At 64.9% G+C, this 21,091-nt stretch carries 17 protein-coding genes; 3 read left to right on the plus strand and 14 right to left on the minus strand.

Annotated features, from left to right (window positions below; genetic code table 11):
- The first annotated feature begins 312 nt into the window (after positions 1-312).
- Entirely contained in the window at positions 313-2,721 is a 2,409-nt protein-coding gene (locus ACWHXP_RS07730; RefSeq protein WP_489634098.1) for a DNA polymerase II, read from the plus strand.
- Between the two features lie 113 nt (positions 2,722-2,834).
- On the opposite strand, the gene ACWHXP_RS07735 is transcribed toward ACWHXP_RS07730, so the two are convergent.
- The 3 genes from ACWHXP_RS07735 to ACWHXP_RS07745 form a co-directional block, all read right to left on the minus strand.
- Positions 2,835-3,038, minus strand: a complete 204-nt coding sequence (locus ACWHXP_RS07735; RefSeq protein WP_039785818.1) for a hypothetical protein — start codon at positions 3,036-3,038, stop codon at positions 2,835-2,837.
- 66 nt (positions 3,039-3,104) lie between these two features.
- A complete protein-coding gene (locus ACWHXP_RS07740; protein ID WP_489634097.1) occupies positions 3,105-4,370 on the minus strand; it encodes a multidrug effflux MFS transporter in 1,266 nt (421 codons plus the stop codon).
- Positions 4,371-4,399: 29 nt separating this feature from the next.
- Positions 4,400-4,702: a hypothetical protein gene (locus ACWHXP_RS07745; RefSeq protein ID WP_134136390.1), complete on the minus strand. Its 303-nt coding sequence runs from the start codon at positions 4,700-4,702 to the stop codon at positions 4,400-4,402.
- Between ACWHXP_RS07745 and ACWHXP_RS07750 the strand changes: the two genes are divergently transcribed.
- Positions 4,695-6,416 carry a methyl-accepting chemotaxis protein gene (locus ACWHXP_RS07750; protein ID WP_489634096.1) on the plus strand — a complete coding sequence of 574 codons (1,722 nt, stop codon included), beginning with the start codon at positions 4,695-4,697 and terminating at the stop codon, positions 6,414-6,416. The two genes, ACWHXP_RS07745 and ACWHXP_RS07750, sit on opposite strands and share 8 nt — an antisense overlap.
- Before the next feature lie 12 nt (positions 6,417-6,428).
- Here ACWHXP_RS07750 and ACWHXP_RS07755 read toward each other — a convergent pair whose 3' ends face one another.
- The 7 genes from ACWHXP_RS07755 to ACWHXP_RS07785 all read right to left on the minus strand — a co-directional run bounded on the left by ACWHXP_RS07755 (position 6,429) and on the right by ACWHXP_RS07785 (position 13,569).
- The gene (locus ACWHXP_RS07755; RefSeq protein ID WP_489634095.1) at positions 6,429-7,508 is read right to left on the minus strand and encodes an adenosine deaminase family protein; all 1,080 of its coding nucleotides are present in this window, start codon (positions 7,506-7,508) and stop codon (positions 6,429-6,431) included.
- Between the two features lie 54 nt (positions 7,509-7,562).
- Complete coding sequence (locus ACWHXP_RS07760) at positions 7,563-8,531, minus strand: nucleoside hydrolase (protein ID WP_489634094.1); 969 nt, start codon at positions 8,529-8,531, stop codon at positions 7,563-7,565.
- Between the two features lie 35 nt (positions 8,532-8,566).
- Positions 8,567-9,580, minus strand: a complete 1,014-nt coding sequence (locus ACWHXP_RS07765; protein WP_438602546.1) for an ABC transporter ATP-binding protein — start codon at positions 9,578-9,580, stop codon at positions 8,567-8,569.
- A 12-nt stretch (positions 9,581-9,592) separates the two neighbouring features.
- Positions 9,593-10,372 (minus strand): ABC transporter permease, encoded by a 780-nt coding sequence (locus tag ACWHXP_RS07770; RefSeq protein WP_121045541.1) that lies wholly within the window; start codon positions 10,370-10,372, stop codon positions 9,593-9,595.
- Positions 10,369-11,229, minus strand: a complete 861-nt coding sequence (locus tag ACWHXP_RS07775) for an ABC transporter permease (protein ID WP_209569748.1) — start codon at positions 11,227-11,229, stop codon at positions 10,369-10,371. Before ACWHXP_RS07775 ends, ACWHXP_RS07770 begins: the two co-directional genes overlap by 4 nt.
- 78 nt (positions 11,230-11,307) lie before the next feature.
- A complete protein-coding gene (locus ACWHXP_RS07780) occupies positions 11,308-12,360 on the minus strand; it encodes an ABC transporter substrate-binding protein (protein WP_489634093.1) in 1,053 nt (350 codons plus the stop codon).
- A gap of 90 nt (positions 12,361-12,450) precedes the next feature.
- Complete coding sequence (locus ACWHXP_RS07785) at positions 12,451-13,569, minus strand: porin (RefSeq protein WP_209569751.1); 1,119 nt, start codon at positions 13,567-13,569, stop codon at positions 12,451-12,453.
- Positions 13,570-13,775: 206 nt separating this feature from the next.
- On the opposite strand from ACWHXP_RS07785, the gene ACWHXP_RS07790 reads away from it, so the two are divergent.
- Entirely contained in the window at positions 13,776-14,702 is a 927-nt protein-coding gene (locus ACWHXP_RS07790; protein WP_034330341.1) for a LysR family transcriptional regulator, read from the plus strand.
- A gap of 3 nt (positions 14,703-14,705) precedes the next feature.
- On the opposite strand, the gene ACWHXP_RS07795 is transcribed toward ACWHXP_RS07790, so the two are convergent.
- From ACWHXP_RS07795 to ACWHXP_RS07810, 4 genes are all read right to left on the minus strand, one after another.
- On the minus strand, positions 14,706-15,095 hold the full coding sequence (locus ACWHXP_RS07795) for a hypothetical protein (RefSeq protein ID WP_489634092.1): 390 nt from the start codon (positions 15,093-15,095) through the stop codon (positions 14,706-14,708).
- Between the two features lie 74 nt (positions 15,096-15,169).
- Positions 15,170-16,675 (minus strand): efflux transporter outer membrane subunit, encoded by a 1,506-nt coding sequence (locus ACWHXP_RS07800; RefSeq protein WP_489634091.1) that lies wholly within the window; start codon positions 16,673-16,675, stop codon positions 15,170-15,172.
- Positions 16,653-19,757, minus strand: a complete 3,105-nt coding sequence (locus ACWHXP_RS07805; RefSeq protein WP_489634090.1) for an efflux RND transporter permease subunit — start codon at positions 19,755-19,757, stop codon at positions 16,653-16,655. Before ACWHXP_RS07805 ends, ACWHXP_RS07800 begins: the two co-directional genes overlap by 23 nt.
- Positions 19,750-20,898 carry an efflux RND transporter periplasmic adaptor subunit gene (locus tag ACWHXP_RS07810; RefSeq protein ID WP_489634089.1) on the minus strand — a complete coding sequence of 383 codons (1,149 nt, stop codon included), beginning with the start codon at positions 20,896-20,898 and terminating at the stop codon, positions 19,750-19,752. The genes ACWHXP_RS07805 and ACWHXP_RS07810 overlap by 8 nt, the downstream gene beginning before the upstream one ends.
- Positions 20,899-21,091: the final 193 nt, after the last annotated feature.

The raw sequence follows: 21,091 nt of genomic DNA on the forward strand, positions 1-21,091 counted from the left end.
AAGTAGAACTCATTTCATCAATAGGCGTGAGATGCGTTCTGCCCAGAAAGGGCGCTGGCCGCGTTGCGCTCCTTGCGTGTGGCACCGCCACACGACGCGTCGCGCGCCTTGCCAGCGCCCTTTCTGGGCAGAACCCGGAGGGAGCGGCCCGTTTGGGCGAATTGCTGCGTTACGAATTTGGGTCAAGACGCCCAGTCTTGACCCAAATTCGCGCCTTGCACTTCATCCCAAACGGGACTCGCTCGCACTCTCGCCTATTGATGAAATGAGTTCTACAATCCCGTCTCCATCCGCACCAGCCCGCTATTGACGGTGACCGACTCAGCCGCTCCTCTTTCCTCCACCGCCTTGCGCCCAGGCGAACGCGCAGGCTTCCTGTTGTCCCGGCACTGGCGCGATACCCCGGCCGGGGTGGAGATCGAGCTGTGGGTGGCCACTGATGACGGTCCGCAATGCCTGCGCCTGCCGCCGCAGACAGCGGTGGCCTTCGTGCCGCAAGCCGAGGCCGAACGCGTGCAGGCCTTGATCGCCCGCGAACCCGGTATGGAACTGCGTGCGCTGGAACATCTCAAGGATGTCAGCCAGCGCCCGGTGCTGGGCTTGTATGCGCGCCAGTACCGCAAGCTGCTGAAGATGGAGAAGACCCTGATCGCCGCTGGCATCAGTGTCTATGAAGCCGATATCCGTCCGCCCGAACGTTATCTGATGGAGCGTTTCATCAATGCCCCGCTGGGCTTTCAGGGCGTGGATGATGGGCACGGGGTGCTGGCAGAAGCCCGCATTCGTGCCTTGCCGGGCTATCGTCCGCCGCTCAGGCTGGCGTCGCTGGATATCGAAACCAGCTGGGAGGGCGAGCTCTACAGCATCGCCATCGAAGGCTGCGGCCAGCGCAGCGTCTATGCGCTGGGGCCGCCCAGTGGTGCGGTGGCGTCGGTGGATTTCGCACTGCAGTTCTGCCAGAGCCGCAAGGAACTGATCGACTGCCTCAATGACTGGGTGGCACGCCACGATCCGGATGCGCTCATCGGCTGGAACCTGGTGCAGTTCGACCTCAACGTGCTGCAGAAGCAGGCGCAGAAGTACCACACCACGCTGCGCCTGGGCCGCGCCGGACGGACGCTTGAGTGGCGCGAACACGGCATGCGCGCCAATCACCTGCTGGTCAACGCAGCGGGCCGACTGGTGATCGACGGCATTGAAAGCCTGCGCGGTGCGTTCTGGAATTTCCCGTCCTTCAGTCTGGAGAACGTGGCGCAATCGCTGCTGGGCGAAGGCAAGGCCATTGCCACGCCGTATCAGCGCATGGACGAGATCGATCGCATGTTCAACGAGGACAAGGCAGCCCTGGCCACCTACAACCTCAAGGACTGCGAACTGGTCACGCGCATCTTCGCCAAGACCGACATTCTCTCCTTCCTGCTGGAACGCGCCAGCGTGACCGGCTTGCAGGTCGACCGCAGTGGCGGTTCGGTGGCGGCGTTCACGCATCTGTATCTGCCGCACATGCATCGCAAGGGCTACGTCGCCCCCAATCTCGGGGATGCCGAGGCACTGGCCAGTCCGGGCGGCTTCGTGATGGATTCGCGCGCGGGGCTGTATGACTCGGTGATCGTGCTGGACTACAAGAGCCTGTATCCCAGCATCATCCGCAGCTTCCTGATCGACCCGGTCGGGCTGGTCGATGGCACCCTGAATGAGCCGGAGAGCGAGACCGTGCCCGGCTACAACGGCGCGCGCTTCTCACGCCGCAGCCACAGCCTGCCGGCCATCATCGAGCAGATCTGGCAGGGGCGCGAAGCCGCCAAGGCCCAGGGCAACAAGCCGTTGCAGCAGGCGCTGAAGATCATCATGAATTCCTTTTACGGCGTGCTGGGGTCGACTGGCTGCCGCTTCTTCGATTCGCGCCTGGCCTCGTCCATCACCCGGCGCGGGCACGAGATCATGCATCGCACGCGCGAGCTGATCGAGGAGGCGGGTTACGAAGTCATCTATGGCGATACCGATTCCACCTTCGTCTGGCTGCGCCGGCCGCATGGCGACGACGAGGCGCGCCAGATCGGTCTGCAGCTGACCGCGCGCATCAATGACTGGTGGCGTCGCCATCTGGCCGGGCAGTATCAGCTGGAAAGCGCGCTGGAACTGCAGTTCGAGGTGCATTACCAGCGTTTCCTGATGCCGCATGTACGTGGGGCCGAGACCGGCAGCAAGAAGCGCTACGCCGGTTACGTGCTTACCAGTGACGGCGAGGACAAGGTCACCTACAAGGGACTGGAAACGGTGCGCACCGACTGGTCGCCGCTGGCGCAGCGGTTCCAGCAGGCACTGTATCTGCGCATCTTCCGTGGCGAGTCTTACCGCGACTTCATCACCGGCTACGTGGCCGACCTGCTGGCCGGGCGGCTGGATGATCTGCTGGTATATCGCAAGCGCCTGCGCCGCCAGCTCGACCATTACGAAAAGAACGTCCCGCCCCACGTGCGCGCTGCGCGCATGGCCGACCAGGTCAACGAGGAAGGCGGGCGTCCGCTGCAATACCAGCAAGGCGGCTGGATCAACTACGTCATGACCACGGCCGGACCGGAACCCCTGGAAAAACGCCGCGCCGCCATCGACTACGGCCATTACCTCGAACGCCAGCTGGCCCCGGTGGCCGATGCCATCCTGGTCTTCGTGGGCGACAGTTTTGCGGCGGTGACCTCGCCGCAGCAGGAGTTGTTCTGAACGGATGGGGAGCATCACCAAAGACAAAGGGCCGGATTCCACGAATCCAGCCCTTGGCTGACCTGCAGGCGAACAGCGATTGTCTACGTTCGACGCATCACTGTATTCACGCTTCAGCGGTAATACGAATCGCGCTCGCGTCCGTCCATCCGCTCGGAATGCACACGCACGCGCACCGGCACCGGCTGGCGCTGCGCCTTGCCGTAGACCTTCTGCCAGAGCACCAGCCCGAACGCCAGGCTGCCCGCCAGCAGATAAACGGCGTAGAACGCGGCGAGATAGCTACCGTAGTGCAGCAAGGTCTGGATGATGGCCATGGGGTCCTCCCGGGAATGAATCAGTGTCGATGGCCACATCGTATGCCTGCCGGGAGGCGGCGGATATCAGGTTTTTTCTGATGGTCTGACTTGCAACGTCGCCGCAGCCGCCGGCACCTGCAGGTGCTGCAGCAGCTTGCCCACCATGGCAATCACGGTCAGGCCGACGATGCAGAAGAAGACCGCCAGCGGCGTCAGGCTGTGGATGGAGACGAACCCGGCCAGCCCCATCATGCCCGAGGACACCAGCAGCAGCGCAAAGCCCAGGATGGCGCTGGTCAGTCCGGCAATGTGCGGAAAGATCGAATTGCCCTTGGCCATCAGCGTGGGATACATGGCCCCGGCGCAGAAGGCCATCACCAGCACCGGCGTGATGAGGGTCCACACCGTCAGCCCCACCAGCAAGGCCAGGGCCAGCATGGCAAAGGCCGCCGCCGTCATCACCCGCGCCCCGATGCGCAGCCGCTGTTCGGCCGAGGGCAGGCGGCGATGGTGGATGCGGTTGGAGATGCCGCCCAGGAAATACATCATCCCGATCGCCAGCGCCAGGTAGCCGAAGAAGGTCGGCGGCTGGCGCAGCGTGTTCTGCACCATGAAGGGACCGACGATGTTGAACACCAGCAGGATGCTGTAGCACAGCCCCTGGGCCAGGAAACAGCTCTGGAACACCGGGCTGGCCAGCACCATGCGCGCATTCTTGAGCAGGGTCGCCGGATGCAGGTGCACCGGCTCGGCCAAAGTTTCCCGATAGCGCCACAGGATGGCCCACATCGCGAACGAATACAGCAGCAGGAACACCAGACAGGAACGCCAGCCGAAGGCTTCCTGCAAGTGCGCCCCGATCACCGGTGCAATGATCGGTGCCAGGCCCCAGGCAATGGCCATGTAGGTGTAGGCATGCACCAGGGTTTGGCCGACGAAGGAATCGGTGATGATGGCCTTGGCCAGCAAATTGGTGGCGGCAATGCCGAAGCCCTGCAGCACCCGTGCCGCGACGAAGGTTTCCAGGTTGGGGGCCAGCAGCGTCAGCACGCATCCCAGCGTGAACAGGCCCAGCCCCAGCATCAGGACGCGCTTGCGACCCCAGGCATCGGCCAGCGGTCCGAACGCCAGCTGGCCAAAGGCGTAGGCGATCAGGTAGCCGGTCACGCTGGTCTGGATGGCCTGGGCCGAGGTGCCGTAGTCGATCGCCATCTGCGGCAGGGCCGGCACGTACAAGTCGATGGCCAGCTGGCCCGCCGAGGCAAAGGCACAGATCAGGAACAGCAGGAACTTAGGGTGATTCGGCGGATGGCGCGGCACAGGTCGTGTGGCGGGACTGACAGGGTTCATGGAGAGCGGATGCTGCATGGCAAAGACCGCTATTGTGAACCTTGGTGCGTTTTTCTGCTGGCGCTCGCTCTTTCGTTGGAAGACTGTCTCCGATAGTAGAAAAAAGAGCCGAATAATTTGGCAAGTAAACGGATAGTTTTAGAGAGAAATTCAAATAATTTCGAGATAAAAAACGAAGTAATTCGAGATTCGTTCAGCATATCTAGCCCCTCGCGCACAAGGACGGGCTCCCCACGTATCGTCCGCTTGCCGTTCCCGCCGAGACGCCGCCGCCAGGCGCGCAGGCCCGGGCCCGGCATCTTCAGTCGAATCAGCGAGGGGAGCATGTCCATCTACAAATATTTTTCCATGCGGCAGATCGTGTCCGCCTTGAGCGTGGTGGTCGCCTTGCTGTTGGCGCTGCTCATTGCCCTGTCAGTGGCAGCATCGGAAGCCGAAGACCGCGTGGCTATCGCCAGTGAGCGGCGCGAACAGGCACAGCGGCTGGTGGCCGAGCTGCGCCAGGGTGCCGACGACCTGAGCCGCCTGGCGCGCAGCTTCGTGGCTACCGGTGAATACCAGGCCGAACGCCAATATCAGGCCATTGCGGAAATCCGTGACGGCCGCCGTCCCCGCCCGGAACACTACGAGCGCATCTACTGGGACCTGGTGGATGCGGATGGCCGGCCGCCGCGACCGGACAGCGCTGTCATCGTGCCGCTTGGCGAGCTGATGCAGCAGGCCGGCTTCAGCCGCGACGAGATGGCGAAGGTGGAGGAAGTGCGCAGCCGGTCCGGTGCGGTACTGGCCATCGAGTTGCGCGCCATGGAACTGGTGCGCCGGCATACGCGGGACCGCGTCCTGATTGATGCGGCCCTGCGCGAAGACTCGCTGGAACAGGCTCGCCGCCTGCTCCACGATCCGCGCTACGAATTGGCGAGAGCCGCCATGATGCGCCCGCTGGAAGCACTGCAGGCCATGCTGGACACCCGCACCCGGGCTGACATCCTGCAGGCGCGCCAGGCCAGGGAGCGGCTCGATACCGTGGTGGCCGCAGTGGGCGGCTTGCTGCTGCTGGTGATGATAGTGAGTGTGGCCAGTCTGTACCGGCTGGTGACCGGTCCGCTGTCGCAGGCGGCCCAGGTGGCCTCGCGGGTGGCCAAGGGCGATCTGTGCGGACGCATCGATCGGGGCTTCCAGGGCGAAACCGGGCAACTGCTGTCGTCCCTCCAAGACATGCGCCAGGGCTTGAGCCATCTGGTGCGGGAGGTCAGGCACGGGGCGCGGGTCATGCGGGGTTCCGCCGGGGAGATCGCCGAGGGGGCGCTCAATCTGACCAGACGGGCCACCCAGCAGGCCGGTTCCCTGCAGCGGGCGGCTATCGCCATGGAACAGTTGAATCAGGCCGTGCAGCAGAGCGCCGACCGCGCGCAGCAAGCCTGCAGCCTGACCCGGTCGGCGGCGCAAGCGGCGCTGGAGGGCGGCGTGGCGGTCAGCGAGATGGTCGGCAACATGCACGCGGTGCACCTGGCGGCCGGGCGTATCGAAGAGATCGTGGCCAAACTCGATGGCCTTTCTTCCCAGACCAATCTGCTGGCGCTGAATGCAGCAGTCGAGGCGGCCCATGCCGGCACCCATGGCCAGGCTTTTTCCGTGGTGGCTGATGAAGTGCGGCAGCTGGCCCGCCGCAGCGCCGATGCGGCGCAGGAGATCAGGGTCTTGCTGAACGATGCGATGGCGCGCATCAATCAAGGAAGCCGACGCGCGCAAACGGCCGGTCGCAGCATGCAGGAAGTAGTGGCGCAGGTGGGACGGCTCAATCAGCTCATCGGCGAGGTGGCCAGCGCCAGCAGCCAGCAATCGGCCGGGGCGCGCCGCATCAGCCAGTCGGTCAGCGCCATCGATCAGGCCACGCAGCGCAACGTGCTGCTGGTGCAGCAATCGTCAGCCGCCGCAGAAGCCATGCGCCTGGCGACCGAACGCATGGCCGCACTGATGGCTCGCTTCCGCCTGGAGACCGGCGAGGGTACCAGCGAGGGTGAGCTGGTCATCGACATGTCCCGTTGATGCTCCCGGCGATCAGGACTGCAGGCGCCCGCGCAATTGATCATAGCGCTCGCTCCAGGCGTGCTGCCACTGACTGCGCAAGCCCTCATCCATCCAGGCCGCATCCAGCCCATTGCGCATGAAGTCCCGGAAGTCTTCCACCGTGGCCCCGAGCTGCAGCATCATCATCCAGGCCCCGGTCGGGGTCACCAGATGCAAGGTCGGATCGTCGGTGTTGGGATGCAGGCGCAGCCCGGCCGCCAGCATCTGGCGAATCGGGTGATCCTGCGCCCAGCGCTGCGGGGGCAGCGTGCGCAGGTAGTAGGAATTGGTCGGCACCACCGTGAAGACCAGCCCGCGGCCGATGCAGCGCTGCATCAGATCGGGATTGTCGACGATGGTGTAGCCGTGGTCGATGCGGTCCACCTGCAGCAGGTCGATGGCCGTGGCCACGTTGTGCCAGGGCATGCCGAATTCACCGGCATGGGCGGTGGTCTTCAGGCCGGCTTCGCGCGCCAGGCGGTAGGCGGCTTCGAACAGTTCCGGCGGGCGGTCGTTCTCACGGTAATCCATGCCGATGCCCGGCACCTGCGGGACGCGGGCCGCCAGCATCCACTGCACCATGGCCACGGCTTCCTCGGGGCTGGCCTCGCGGTCGATGCTGGGAATAAGGCGGCCGATGATGCCGATCTCGCGTTCGGCATCGACGATGGCGCGCACGATGGCGTCCTGCGCATCGGCATAGGGGATGCCGGACACGCGCACCGTACCGGTCGGATTCCAGAAGAATTCGCTCCAGGCCACGCCATGGGCGTGGGCATCCTGCAGGTATTCGTAGGTGATGCGGTAGAGATCGTCGGGCTGTCGGATCAGCTCGGCATCCAGCGCGCGCAGTACGCGCAGTACGCCCACCGGTTTTTCACCACGGGTATAGAAGGCTTCGATCTCTTCCGGCGAGACCGGATGACCGGCGCGGGCGGAGAGATCGCTGAAGGTCTCGCGGCGCACCGCGCCGAACAGGTGGCAATGCAGTTCGACCTTGGGTAGCGCGCGCACGAATCGTTCGAGCGTGAGCGGGCCGGTGTCGTCTTGGTGTTGGTTGTCGAAGGTCATGAAACGCAAATCAGTGGAGAGGGCCGGGGCCGGTGTGCTGGGAGGGCGCCATCTTCAGGAGAGGCTGCCCAGCAATTCCTGCATCATGCATTGCATGGCGCGCGGGCCATCGACCGTCATGGCGACCTCGGTGTTGGCCGGGGCGCGGCGCGGCACGCGGAATTCGCAGACGGTCATGCCACGCGTGAGACGGCCCTGCAATTCGATGTCCACCCGTGCCGGCTGGAAGCTGAACAATTCCGGACGCTTGAGCCAGATGGCCACCGCCGGGTCATACATCGGCATCGGCACCGATCCTTCGGGACTGCGGATGCGCAGGTAGGCATCGAAGTAGCCCGCCAGCCACTTCGCGCGCGGCGTGCCCAAGGCGCGGACCTGCTGCACTTCAGCGGCGGTCACCAGCAGCTGGCGACACAGGTTCAGGCCGAACATGCGCAGCGGGATGCCGGAGCGGAACACCACATCGGCCGCTTCCGGATCGGCATAGATATTGAATTCAGCGGCAGCGGTGTGATTGCCCTGGTCGGCCGAGCCGCCCATGAGAATGATTTCCTTGACCATGCCCGCGATCTCGGGCGCACGCTGCAGGGCCACGGCCACATTGGTCAGCGGGGCGATGCACATGAGCGTGATCTCGCCCGCATGCAGGCGGATCGCCTCGATCATGGCATCCACCGCATGCGGCAGCGGGTCGCGTTGCAGTTGCCGCGACTGGCGTGCTTCGAGGTCGGCGATGTCAACCTGGGGCAGGGCATCGCCGGTGGTGGCCATGCCGGATTCACCGAGGATGGCTTGCGCGGTTTCCACGGCGCCGGCGAGTGGTCGCTCGCAGCCCGCATAGACGGGCACGTCGAGCTGGTAATGCTGCTTGATCCGCAGCGCATTGTCGTAGGTGGTGACCAGCGGGGCATTGCCTGCCACCACGGAGACGCCCAGCCAGTTCACTTCGAGGTTGGCCGACAGCATCAGCATGGCCAGCCAGTCGTCAAAGCCGGGGTCGGTATCGAGCCAGATCTTGTGCATGTTTGTCTTCTTCTTCAAGGGTCCAGGGGAAAGGCTCAGGCGGCCAGCGCCAGCGCGTCCTGCGCCGGCAGGTCGAAGCGGACGGTGTCGCCTTCACGTGCCGATGCCTGCGCCGCCGGGGCCATGCCGCGTACCTCGCCCAGGGCGGTCTGCAGCAGGTATTCGACATGCTCGCCGAGGAAGCCGCGCGAAAGAACGCGACCTTCGTAGGGGCCGCTGCCGACCTGCACCTGCTGTACTCGCCAGCCGGCGCAGGCGGTGTTGGCGGGCAGGCCGGAGAGCGGCAATTGTCCCGCCGCGCCGTGCAACTGGCCGTCGCGATAATCGAACAGGTTCTCGAAGCCCATGAAGTTGGCCACGAAACGCGTGCGTGGCGCATTGAAGAGCTGCTCGGGTGTATCGAGCTGCTCGATCTTGCCGCTGTTCATGACCACGATACGGTCCGACATGGCCAGCGCCTCATCCTGATCGTGCGTGACGTAGAGCATGGTGATGCCCAGTTCGCGCTGGATGCGGCGCAGCTCGGCGCGCATCTGCACGCGCAGCTTGGCATCGAGGTTGGACAGCGGTTCATCCAGCAACAGCAGCTTGGGCTCGATCACGATGGCGCGCGCCAGCGCCACCCGCTGTTGCTGGCCGCCCGACATCTGCGCCGGCAAGCGCGCCTCAAAACCGGCGAGGCCGACCGCTGCGATGACCTTCTCAACGCGCTGACGCAGTTCGGCGGCCGGCACCTTGCGCAGACGCAGGCCGAAGGCCACGTTGTCGAACACGTTCAGGTGCGGGAACAGTGCATAGGACTGGAACACCAGACCGATGTCGCGCTTGTTGGGCGGCAGGCGGCTGATGTCGCGGCCATCGAGCGTGATGCGCCCGGCGCGCAGGTCGATCAGGCCGGCGATGGCGCGCATGGTGGTGGTCTTGCCGCAGCCGCTGGGGCCCAGCAGCGAAATCAGTTCGCCACGTTGCACGGCCAGGTCCAGGCCTTCCACGGCGGTCCTGGCGTTGCCGTAGCCGAGCGCCACTTGCTGCAGATTCAGGTAACTCATCAGATTCTCACATCACATGTATTTGGAAATGCCCAGCACCTTCTCGGTGACCAGCACGAAGGCCATGGTGAACAGCACCAGCAGCGTGGACAGCGCCGCAATGGAGGGATCGAAACTGTTTTCCATGTGGCCCAGCATCTCGATGGGCAGGGTGCTGATGCCCGGGCCGGTGAGGAACAGCGACACCGGCACCTGGTTGAAGGAGGTCACGAAGGCCAGGAAGAAGGCCGCAATCACCGCGCCCCGGATATTGGGCAGCACCACCAGCCGGAAGGTCTGGAGGCGCGTGGCCCCCAGCGTGATGGCGGCTTCCTCGATATCGACCCGCAGGTTGGCCAAGCTGGAATAGACCACCCGCACCGCATAGGGCGTGAGCAGCCCGACGTGGCCGATCAGCAGGCCCAGGAACACCGGCGCATCGACCAGCAGCACGAAGTGGCGCAACAGGCCCAGACCGACCAGCATGGCCGGGATGATCAGCGGCGAAGTCAGCACCTGCTTGATCACCGCCATGCCCGGCGGCGGCATGCGCGACATCGCATAAGCCACCGGCACGCCCAGCAGCAGCGCGATCACGGTCGCCAGCAAGCCGATCTGCAGGCTGGTGCCGAAGGCCTGGCGGAATTCATCGGCCTGCAGCACCGAGACGATCCAGCGCAGGGAATACGAAGGCGGCGGGAAGGCCAGCGTTTCGCCGCCGCTGAACCCGGCCAGGAAGACGATGATGAAGGGGCCCAGCAGGAACAGCATCACGGCCCACAGCACCACGCGCGGGAAGAGTCCTTGTTTCATGTCGTCCTCCGGGGAGCGGCAATGCGTTTGAGACCGGCGTTGACGGCCAGCGTCATCGCCACCAGGATCACCGCAATCACGTTGGCGGTGCCGAAATCACTTTCCACGCTGACCTTCTGGTAAAGCAGGGTTTCCAGCATCAGGACCTTGGGCCCGCCCAGCAGGGCCGGAGTGACGTAGGCGGTGACGCTGCCGGTAAAGACCAGGGTGCCGCCGACGATCAAGCCTTCCTGCGTCAGCGGCAGGGTCACGCGGGTGAACACCTGCCAGGCATTGGCGCCCAGCGTGGAGGCAGCCAGCGCCAGGTCGGCGGAAATGTTTTCCATGGCGCTGACCAGCGACATCAGCATCAGCGGCAACAGCAATTGCAGCAGGCCCACGAAGACCGCCATCTCGGTGAAGAGCAGGCGTTGCGGCTCATCGGTCAGCCCGAGATGCAACAGCACCGCGTTGACCGCGCCATTGCGTCCGAACAGCACGATCCAGGCATAGGTGCGCGCAATGGGCGAGACCATCAGCGGCAGGATCATCATGCCCAGCACCAGCCCGCGCCAGCGCGCATGCACGCGCACGATGGCCTGGGCGGCGGGATAGCAGAGCAGGGCCGAACAGAGCGTCACCAGGGCGGCAATGCGCAGGGTGCGCCACAGCACCTGCAGGTGCAGCGGCTCGGCAAAGAAATCGGCGAAGCGGGCCAGGCTCCATTGCAGCGGGCCGCCATCGAGGCTGTCGGGTCCGCCGATGCGGAAGGCATCCAGCAGCAAAGCCGCCACCGGCAGCAGGAAACAGACCGATGTGAAGATCAGCGCAGGCGTGACCAGCATCAGTCCGAGGCGTGATTTGGAAGAGGCGAGCATGGGGCGCTAACGGGGTCCGGAAAGAAAAGGGCGGCGCACTGCACCCGGCAGGCGTCGCCACGACATGAAGGATTTCGCTTATTTGCTGATGCCCTTGTTCCACTGTTCCAGCCAGCCCGAGCGGTACTTCAGCAGGTCTTCCGGCTTGACGAACTTGAGCGAGGCAATGTGTTCACCGCCATAGGTATTGAATTCGGCCTTGTCCTTGGGCAGCACGACTTGGGTATTGACCGGCGAATCCACCAGTTCCATGGCCAGGGCCGTCTGCACCTCCTTGGAGAGCCAGAAGTCCATCAGCTGGTAGGCCAGGTCGGCATTCTTCGATTTGGCGACGATGCCCATCACGTTCATGCCGGCGGCCTGGCCCTCGGCGGGGATGGCCCATTTCAGCGGCATGCCGGTCTTCATCAGTTGCGACCAGGTGAAGCGTGCTACCGGTGCCACCCAGATCTCGTCCTGGGCGAACAGCGACGACAACTGCGCGCTGTTCTTGGTGAAGGTCACCACGTTGTTCTTGATCGAGAGGATCTTCTGCATGCCGGCGGCATAGTCGCCGCCCTTGCCACCCCAGGCCAGGTCAGCCATCTGCAGGGCCAACGGGCCTTGCGTGGTGCTCACGTCGGGCAGCGCCAGGCGGCCCTTCAGTTCGGGACTCCACAGGTCTTTCCAGGATTGCGGGGCGCGCGTCTTGTCGCTGCGGTAGACCAGGCCGACCGAATAGATGGTGTAGCCGACCGCGTAATTGCCGCCGATGGGATTGCGGGCGAAGGGATAGATCTGGCTGTAATTCTTCAGCATGGCATAGTCCAGCGGCTGCACCAGGCCCTTGCGCGCCGCTTCGAGCATGCCGAAGTCCGACAGCAGCACCAGGTCCACCACCGGATTGTTGCGGCGGGCGTCGAGCTTGGCGATGCGGTCGGCATTGTTGCCGGTTTCCACCACGATTTCGCAGCCGCATTTTTCCTTGAAGGGCGCATAGACCAGCTTGTTGAACAGCGGCTGGGAAATCGGATACGCCGACAGCACCAGCGTGCGCTTTTCCGCGTGGGCCGGGGCCGCCAGCAGGGACAGGCCGAGGCCGGTCATGGCCAGGGCGGCGAGGGGACGAGAGCAACGAGCGGGCTTGAACATGGCGATCCTTGATACCGGTAAAAAGACTGCATATTGTAGGCCCGGCCAGCGCGGGAGCCACTGGCCAGGCCGGGGGAGAGCAGATGAAACTTAGAACACGTGACGCATGCCCAGCATCAGCACGGCCTGTTTCTTGTCGCTGGACGAGGGGAAACCGAAGATGGTGGCCTTGGTCGCATCACCTGCCGCCAGCTGGTAGCTGTAGGTAATGGCCACGTCGGTGCGCTTGGACAGGAAGTAATCCGCCTGCAGGTTGATCTGATGCCACTTCGGGTTCTTGTTGATGGTGTCGTACTTGCCGGTGGTATAGAAGTAGGACGCGCCCAGGTTCAGGGCCGGCGTGTAGTGGTGCACCAGGTTGATGTCGAAGTTCTGCAGCGTCAGCCTGGTGTTGTCCAGGTATTCGTACTTGACGTTGCTGTACATGGCACCGAAGTCGGTCTTGCCGACGGTATAGAAACCGCCGGTACCGGCGATGCGCTGGCGGCGTACGCCGGCCGAGCTGTTGACCGCGCTCTTGTTGAAGATCAGCAGCGAGCTGGCGTAGTCGTTGCCCATGGCGCCATCGGGGCTCTTGGTGCTGTTGGGCTGGTCCATCTGGGTGAAGGCCACGGCCCAGCGGAAGTTGCCGCCCTTGTAGCCGGAGCCGATGCTCATGACGCGGTTGACCGATGCATCACCGGCGGCTTCGCCAAATCCATACAAGGCAGTGACGTTGAAATCGTTGAACATCGGGCTGACATACTTGACCGAGTTCTGCACGCGCAGGTTGTTGTAGCCGTTGTCGTTGTCGCCGATGTGCACGCCGTTGCTGGCGATGACCACCGGACCCAGGTAGTCCTTGACCGCTTCGTACTGGCGGCCCAGGGTCACGGTACCCATGCTGTTGGAGGCCAGGCCGACCCAGGACTGGCGGCCGAACAGGCGGCCGCTCTGCGAGGCCGCGCCGGTCATCATGTTGAAGCCGTTTTCCAGCGTGAAGATGGCGCGAGTGCCGCCGCCCAGGTCTTCCTGGCCGCGGAAGCCGATGCGCGGATTCTGGTTGGTGCCCGAGAGCGCCTCGAAGTTGTGCGGACCGCCCTGGTTGGTGAGATAACCGACGCCGCCCGAGATGAGACCGTAGATCTCGACCTTGCTCTGCGCCTGTGCCTGTGCGCCTGCCAGCGCTGCCGGAATGGCCAGCGCGCCTATCATCCAGTGTTTTTTCATGCCTGCCCCTGTGGTATTGAAGATGGCCTTGCGACCGTTCATTGTTGGAATTCGCTGCGAACGGTGTGGAGGATAGGACAAGACGTTAAATAATATAATTTGTTTATATTTATAATTTCATAAATTCAATTTATAACGATGCCGCGTTTCCCGTCAGCTGATTCTGCATGGACTGGGGGATTGCCAACTTGTTTTGCGGGCTTGCCATGATCAAACTGAATCAGAAAGTCACCCTGCGCCATCTGCAGGCGCTGGTCACCCTGGCTGACACCAACAGCTTCAGCCGCGCTGCGGATGCCCTGGCGGTGACCCAGCCGGCGCTGTCGGCTTCCATCAAGCAGCTCGAGAACCAGCTCGGCACGCGGCTTTTCGACCGCACCACGCATCAGATCAGCCTGACCGCGCAGGGCAGCGTGGTGCTGGAATACGCCCGCCATCTCCTCAATACGGCCAGCAACATCTTCGACGACATCGAGCACGCCATCGGCACCGGTCGCCATCGCATCCGGGTCGGGGCGATTCCCTCGGCGGTGACGCTGACGGCGGCGGTGATCGCGCGCTACAACCAGGCGCATGACGAACATGTGGAAATTCTGCTACAGGACATGCCCAACGATGCCCTGCTGGACGCGCTGCATTCGGGCAAGCTGGATTTCTGCGTGGGCATCAAGCCGCCCGATTCGCTGTCCTCGCAGACGCTGGAGACGGTGACCCTGTTCGAAGATGAGCTGGTGCTGATCGTCTCGCGCCGCCATCCGCTGTCGGGGGCCAAGGAAGTGCAGTGGCGGCAGATGGCGGGGGAAGAGATCGTGCTGTTCACGCAGGGCAGCGTATGGGAATTTGCTTCCGCAGCGCTGATGCAGCACGGGCTGGCGTCCTCGCGGCGCTATCAGGTCGTGCACAGCGAATCACTCTACGGCGTGGTGCGCTCGGGCATTGCCATCGGCATCATGCCCAGCCTCTACACCACGTATCTGCGCGATGACAGCCTGCACGTGGCCCCGCTGCGGCAGCCGACCCTGAAACGCAAGATCGTTCTCATGCGCCGCAATGAGGTCAGCCGCAGCCACTGGACCGATCACTGCTTCCGCGAGCTGCGCAGCGATCTCAAGCAGGCCAATCACTGGTTCTGAGCATTACGGGGTGGCGTTGTTCATGACGGGAATCCAGGTCGGTTCCAGTAGTTGCGCCAGCTCGCCGCGATTGCAGTCTCCGGGAACAATCAGCACCTTCTGATGCAGTTGCAAAGCGGTGCCGTCGGCCAGCGCGGTGTAGGCGGTGCCATGGAAATGGCTGGCCCAATGGCGATAGCCGATGGCGGCAAAGCGCGTGCCGCCACGCAGCTTGGCCAGTTGTTTTGCCACGCAGGGTGGCAACTGGTCGGCCGGCGTGTCCGGATCGATGAAGCCTTCCACCACACCGGGCGTGTTGCTGGCTCGGTGGGCCGGAGATGATGGCGTCCAGGCACAGGCCGTCAGGGCCAGCGCGCTCAGCAGCAAGAGCAAAGAGGTCGGGGGCAGTTTCATGATGGGGTCTCCGGATGACGGAGAGCGGCGGCATGCCGGCCGCGCCCTCCGTGAGATTGTCGTGGTGTGCGCTGTTACAGGTCCTGATGCCACCAGCCGCCGCCCAGTGCCTGGAACAGCGCCACGGTATCGGCCAGGCGCGCGGCTTGCGCCTGCAGCCGCGACTGGCTGGCCGTCAGCAGGTTCTGCTGTGCCAGCAGGACCTGCGGATAGCCCGCGATGCCGGCCTTCCATTGCGCCTGCGCGGCATCGAAGCTGCGCTGGGCCGCGCTCTCGGCGCGTGTGGCAGCTGCCAGCCCGTCGGCGTCGGCAGCAATGGCATGCAAGGTGTCGGCCACGTTCTGGAACGCGCCCAGCACCACACTGCGGTACTGCGCGCCGGCCTGATCCAGCCCGGCCTCGGCCGCGCGCTGCTGATGCTGCAGACTGCCGCCATGGAAGAGGGGCGTGGCCAGGTCCAGCCCCAAGGTCCAGAAGCCGGGTCCCGAGGTGAACAGTTTGGAGAACTCCTGCGCCGAGCTGCCGATGGTGCCGGTGATGTTGAAGCTGGGCAGCCGGTTCGCAATGGCCACGCCGACCTGAGCCGAGGCCGCCTGCAGTTGCGCCTGCGCGGCGCGCACGTCGGGGCGTTGCTGGACCAGCGTGGACGGCAGGCTCAGCGGCAGTTCGGCTGGCAAAGTCAGGGCCGACAGCGGCAGTTGCGGGCTGCCGCCTTCCCCGGGGAAGCGTCCCGCCAGCACGGCGATCTGGTCGCGCTGCTGGGCCAGTTGCTTGCGCAGGGCCGGCAAGGCCGCCTGGGCCTGCGCCAGCTGGCTTTCCTGGGCGGCCACGTCAGCCAGTCCCAGCGCCCCCAGCGCGCGTTGCTGGCGCACCAGTTCCAGCTGCCGTGCAGCCAGTGTGGCGGCCTGTTCAGCGGCCTGCAACTGCTCACGCAGCGCCGCTTCGTTGACCACGGCCAGCACCACATTGGAGACCAGCGTCAGGTAGGTGGCATTGCGCTGGAAGCGCTGCACCTCGGCCTGCGCCCGGCCCGCCTCGATCTGGCGGCGTGTTCCGCCGAAGATGTCCGGGGCATAGGCGATATTGAGCTGGGCGATGTGCAGGTTGTAGATGTAGCTGTTGTCGGCCAGCGGACTGGCCAGGGTATCGGCGACCTTCTGGCGCGTGGGCATGAAATGCAGGTCCACGCTGGGCCAGAGCCCGCCGCCCTGGGCTGCGGCGGACTCGCGCGCCGCGCGCAGGGCGGCCTGCGCCGCTTCCAGGTCGGCGTTGTGGGCCAGGGCCTGGTCGACCAGCGCATCCAGCGCCGGCGAGCCAAAGACCTTCCACCACTGCGCCTGCACATCCTGCCCGGCCACGAAATGCTGGCCATCGAGAGACGCTGTGGTTTCCACCTTCTCGGCGGTGTAGCTGCTGACCGTCGGAGCAGCGGGTTGTTTGAAGTCATGACCGACGGCGCAGCCGCCGAGGGTCAGCGCGAGCGCGGTGCTGCAGGCCAGGCAGGGCCAGCGCAGCAGGCGGGGAGTGACAGGAGTCAGGAACATGGTGAAGTCATCCTCATCGGGCGTTGGCAGGGTCATCGGAAGGCGCTTGCGCAGGCCGCGCCAGCTTCGATTCGACCAGGTAGTACAAGGCGGGCAGCAAGACCAGGGTCAGCAGGGTGGCACTCATCAGGCCGCCCACCACTACCGTGGCCAGCGGCCGCTGCACGTCGCTGCCCAGGCCGTGGGCAATGGCGGCCGGGACCAGGCCGAGCGCGGCAACCGTAGCGGTCACGAGCACTGGCCGCATGCGTTCGAGCGCAGCGCTGATGACGGCTTCGCGCAACGGCAGGCCGGACCGGGCAACCCAGCGATTCAGGTTCGACATCATGATGATGGCGTTGAGCACGGCCACCCCGAACAGGGCAATGAAGCCCACCGCCGAGGACACGTTGAGCGTCATGCCGCGCAGATGCAGCGCCACCAGTCCGCCCAGCGTGGCCAGCGGAACGCACAGCAGAATGAGCGCAGGCTGGCGCAGGTTCTTGAACTCGGCAAACAGCAGCACGAACATCAGGGCCAGCGCCATCGGCAGGATCAGCGCCAGGCGCGCCTGGGCGCGTTGCTGGTTCTCGAACTGGCCCCCCCAGGCGATCTGGTAGCGGCCGTGGTCGTACTGCACCTGCTGCGCGATGCGTGCCTTGGCGTCCTCCAGGAAGGAGGCCAGGTCGCGGCCGCGCAGGTTCAGGCGCACCGTCAGGTGGCGGCGGTTCATCTCGCGGGTGATGGTGGTCTCGCCATCTTCCATGCTGATGTGCGCCACCTGCGCCAGTGCGATGTGCGCGCCGTTGGCGGCCACCAGCGTCAGGTTGCCCAGCGCCTCGGGCGTGGAGCGGGCGCGGCCATTGAAGACGGCGGCCACGTTGTAGCTGCGTTCCTCGATGAAGACCTGGGTCACCGGACTGCCGCCGATGCCGGTCTGGATCAGCGCCATGATGTCGGCCACGTTGATGCCCAGCCGGGCGGCGGCAGCACGGTCCACATTCACGCGCACCTGGGGCAGGCGCGGCTCCTGGTCGATGACCACGTCGGCCGCGCCCGGCACGTCCTGCAGCACGCCTTGCACGGCCGTGGCCAGCACGCGCATCTCGCCGAAGTCGTTGCCGTAGATCTTGACGGCCAGGTCGCTGTGCGAGCCGGAAAGCTTGTCCAGCACGCCATCGATCATGGGCTGCGTGAAACCGACATCGATGCCGGCCAGCTTCTTGTAGCGCTCGGCCATGTGCGCGATCAGTTCCTGCTTGGTCCAGCCGGAAGCCCATTCGGAATAGGGATGCAGCGTCACCGCAGCCTCGATGTGGGAGGGCGTGAACGGATCGGTGCCATCGTCATTGCGGCCCACCTGGGTCACGATGTGCTCGACCTCGGGAAACTCGCGGGTCGCGGCACGCAGCCGGTCGGCCAGCTCGCTGGCCTTGTCCAGCGACACGCCCGGCGGCAATTGCACCTGCAGCCAGATCGAGCCCTCATCCAGATACGGCAGGAAGTCGCGCCCGATGGTCGCTCCCAGCACGCCGATGGCGGCCAGGGTCAGGGCGGTGGCGACCAGCACGAAGCGGGATTTGCCGACCAGTCGTCCCAGCACCTGGCGGTAACGCGGCTCCAGCCAGGCCAGCACCGGGTTATGGAAAATCTTCACCGGCTTGCGATAGGCCAGCCAGGACAGGCCGGGCGTCAGCAGCAAGGCCACCAGCAGCGCGCCCAGCAGGGCGAAGCCGACCGCAAAGGCCATCGGCGCGAACAGCTTGTACTCGATGCGCTGGAAGGCGAACAGGGGCAGGTAGGCAATGATGATGACCAGCATGCCGAAGAAGATCGGCCGCGCCAGCTGGCGCATCAGCTGCTGGATGTCGGCACCGGTAATCTCGCCTTGCGGACGTTCTTCGCGCAGGCGCAGCACGCTTTCTACCAGCACGATGGCACCATCGACCAGGATGCCGAAGTCAATCGCCCCCAGCGACAGCAGGTTGGCCGGGATCTTGAAATGATGCATCAGGATGAAGGCCGTCAGCAGCGACAGCGGAATGGTCATGGCCACGATGGCCGCTGCGCGCGCACTGCCCAGGAACAGCAGCAGCACCAGCGACACCAACAGCATGCCTTCCACCAGCGTCTTGCCGACCGTATGCACGGTGGCGTCCACCAGCTTGCTGCGGTCGATGTAGGGCACGATCTTCACGTCCTTGGGCAGGATGTGCTCGTTGAGGTCCTGCACGGCCGCATGGACGCCTTCCATCACGCGCGAGGGATTCTCGTTCTTCAGCAGCAGGGTGATGCCTTCGATGGCATCGGACTGGCCATCGATGCCCAGCACGCCATGGCGCTCCTGGTTGCCCAGCACCACCTGGCCCAGATCCTTGACCAGCACCGGCACGCCATTCTTTTGCGACACCACGATATTGCCCAGGTCGTCCAGGCTGCGGATGAGTCCGACGCCGCGAATGACCAGGCCCTGTTCGCCGCGTTTCATGATACTGCCGCCGGCATTGGCATTGTTGGCCGAGATGGCCTGGCTGATCAGGCTCAGCGAGGTGTTGTACTTGACCAGTTTGGCCGGATCCAGCTGCAGCATGAACTGCGTCGTGAGCCCGCCGAAATTGGACACATCCACCACGCCGGAGACTTGCTTCAAGCGCGGAATCACCTTCCAGAACTGCAGCTCGGAGAGTTCACGCAGGTCGCGCGTCTTCGATTGCAGGGTATAGCGGTAGATCTCGCCGATGGGCGAGGTCAGCGCATCCAGCCCCGGCTGCGCGCCATAGGGCAGGCTGACGGCAGCAATGCGCTCCTGCAGGCGCTGGCGCGACCAGTAGTCTTCGGCACCATCATTGAAGACCACCGTGATGAGCGAGAGGCCAAAGGTGCTCTCCGAGCGCATCACGTGCATGCCCGGCGTGCCCATGATCTGGCGCTCCAGCGGAATGGTGATCTGCTGTTCCACCTCTTCGGCGGCCAGGCCGTTGACCTGGGTGACCACCTGCGAGGTGACGTCGGCGATGTCGGGATAGGCTTCCAGCGGCAGCTGGTTCCAGCAATACCAGCCGTACAGGGCGGCCAGCAGGAACACCAGCTGGACGATGCCGCGGCGCTGGAAGCAGAGGTTGACGAGACGTTCAATCATTGAGCAGCACTCCATCCTGGGTGACGACGCGGTCGCCCGATGCCAGACCGGCGGTCACTTCGACCGCATCGCCGATCTGCGCGCCGAGGCTGACCTTGCGGGCGGCGAATTTCCACGGGGCCACTTCCACGAAGACGCGATTGGCAAAGCCGCTTTGCACCACCGCCGTCATGGGCACCAGCAGACCGGGCCGGGCCGGCTCGTGCAGGGTGGCCTGGGCGAACATGCCCGGCTTGAGCCGTTCATCGGGATTGGCGGCGCGCATGCGGACCTTCACGGTCCGGGTATCCGGGTCCAGTACCTGGGCCACCGATTGCACCCTCGATGGCAGCACCTGGCCGGGATAGGCGTCCAGCGTCAGATCGGCATCCTGGCCGGGGCGCAGGCGCGCCAGGTCCTTCTCCTGGGCGCTGGCGGTGACGTAGACGGAGGACAGATCGGCCACCGTCATCACCGAGGCCGTGGCGTCGTTCCAGAAGCTGCCGGCGGCGGCGTTGAGTTCGATCACGTGGCCAGTCACGGGCGAGCGCACCGCCAGCCGCGCGGCACCGCTGCTGCTGGCTGTGCCGCCGAGTGCGGCCACGCGCGCCTGGGCGCGGGCGGCTTCGCTGTCGGCCTGCTCATAGTCGCTCTGCGCCTGTTCCAGGTCGCGCCGCGCGGAAATGTTGGCCTGGTCCAGGCTGCGCTGGCGTTCCAGATTGCGTCGTGCAAGCTGCACCGCTGCCTGCGCCTTGCGCGCATCGCTGACGGCCTGGCCCAGGTCGGAGGAATCGATTTCGAACAAGACTTCGCCGGCCTTGACCGCATCGCCCAGGCGCTTGTGCAGCAGCACGATGCGCCCGGTCGTCGGGGGCAGGATCCTGGCCAGTTTGGCCGGATCAGCCTCCACCACGGCCGGCAGGCTGAAGGGGATGGCCATCGGACGGGCCTCGATGGTGGCGGTTTTGAGGGTACTGCGCAGCGCCGAGCCCGCAGGAACGACGATGGCCTCGCCTTCGTGGGTCAGCGTGGGACTGACGGCCGGATTCGGCTTGAGCTCGCCGGCCATGAGCGGCAGGGTGCCGCGTACGGCGATGACAAGCAAAGCGGCTGCGCCGAGCAGGGCGAGGACGCCACTGCGCGTGGAGATTCTGGTTTTCATGGTGGCACCGTGGACTGTGCGGTTGGGGGGAGGGACGGGTGTCCGCGTGGCGAAGTCGCCGCTGTGTCTTGCAGCCGCGCCGCCGGGCCGTCGCCGTGGGCCGCGCTGCAGAAAACGTCGCTATGATAGGGGGCCTGGTTTCCGGGGTTTCTGAATGTTTCTTCAGGAAACGGGCCGCCAGCCCATGGTTTAA

Source organism: Herbaspirillum sp. Her2 (assembly GCF_057961375.1).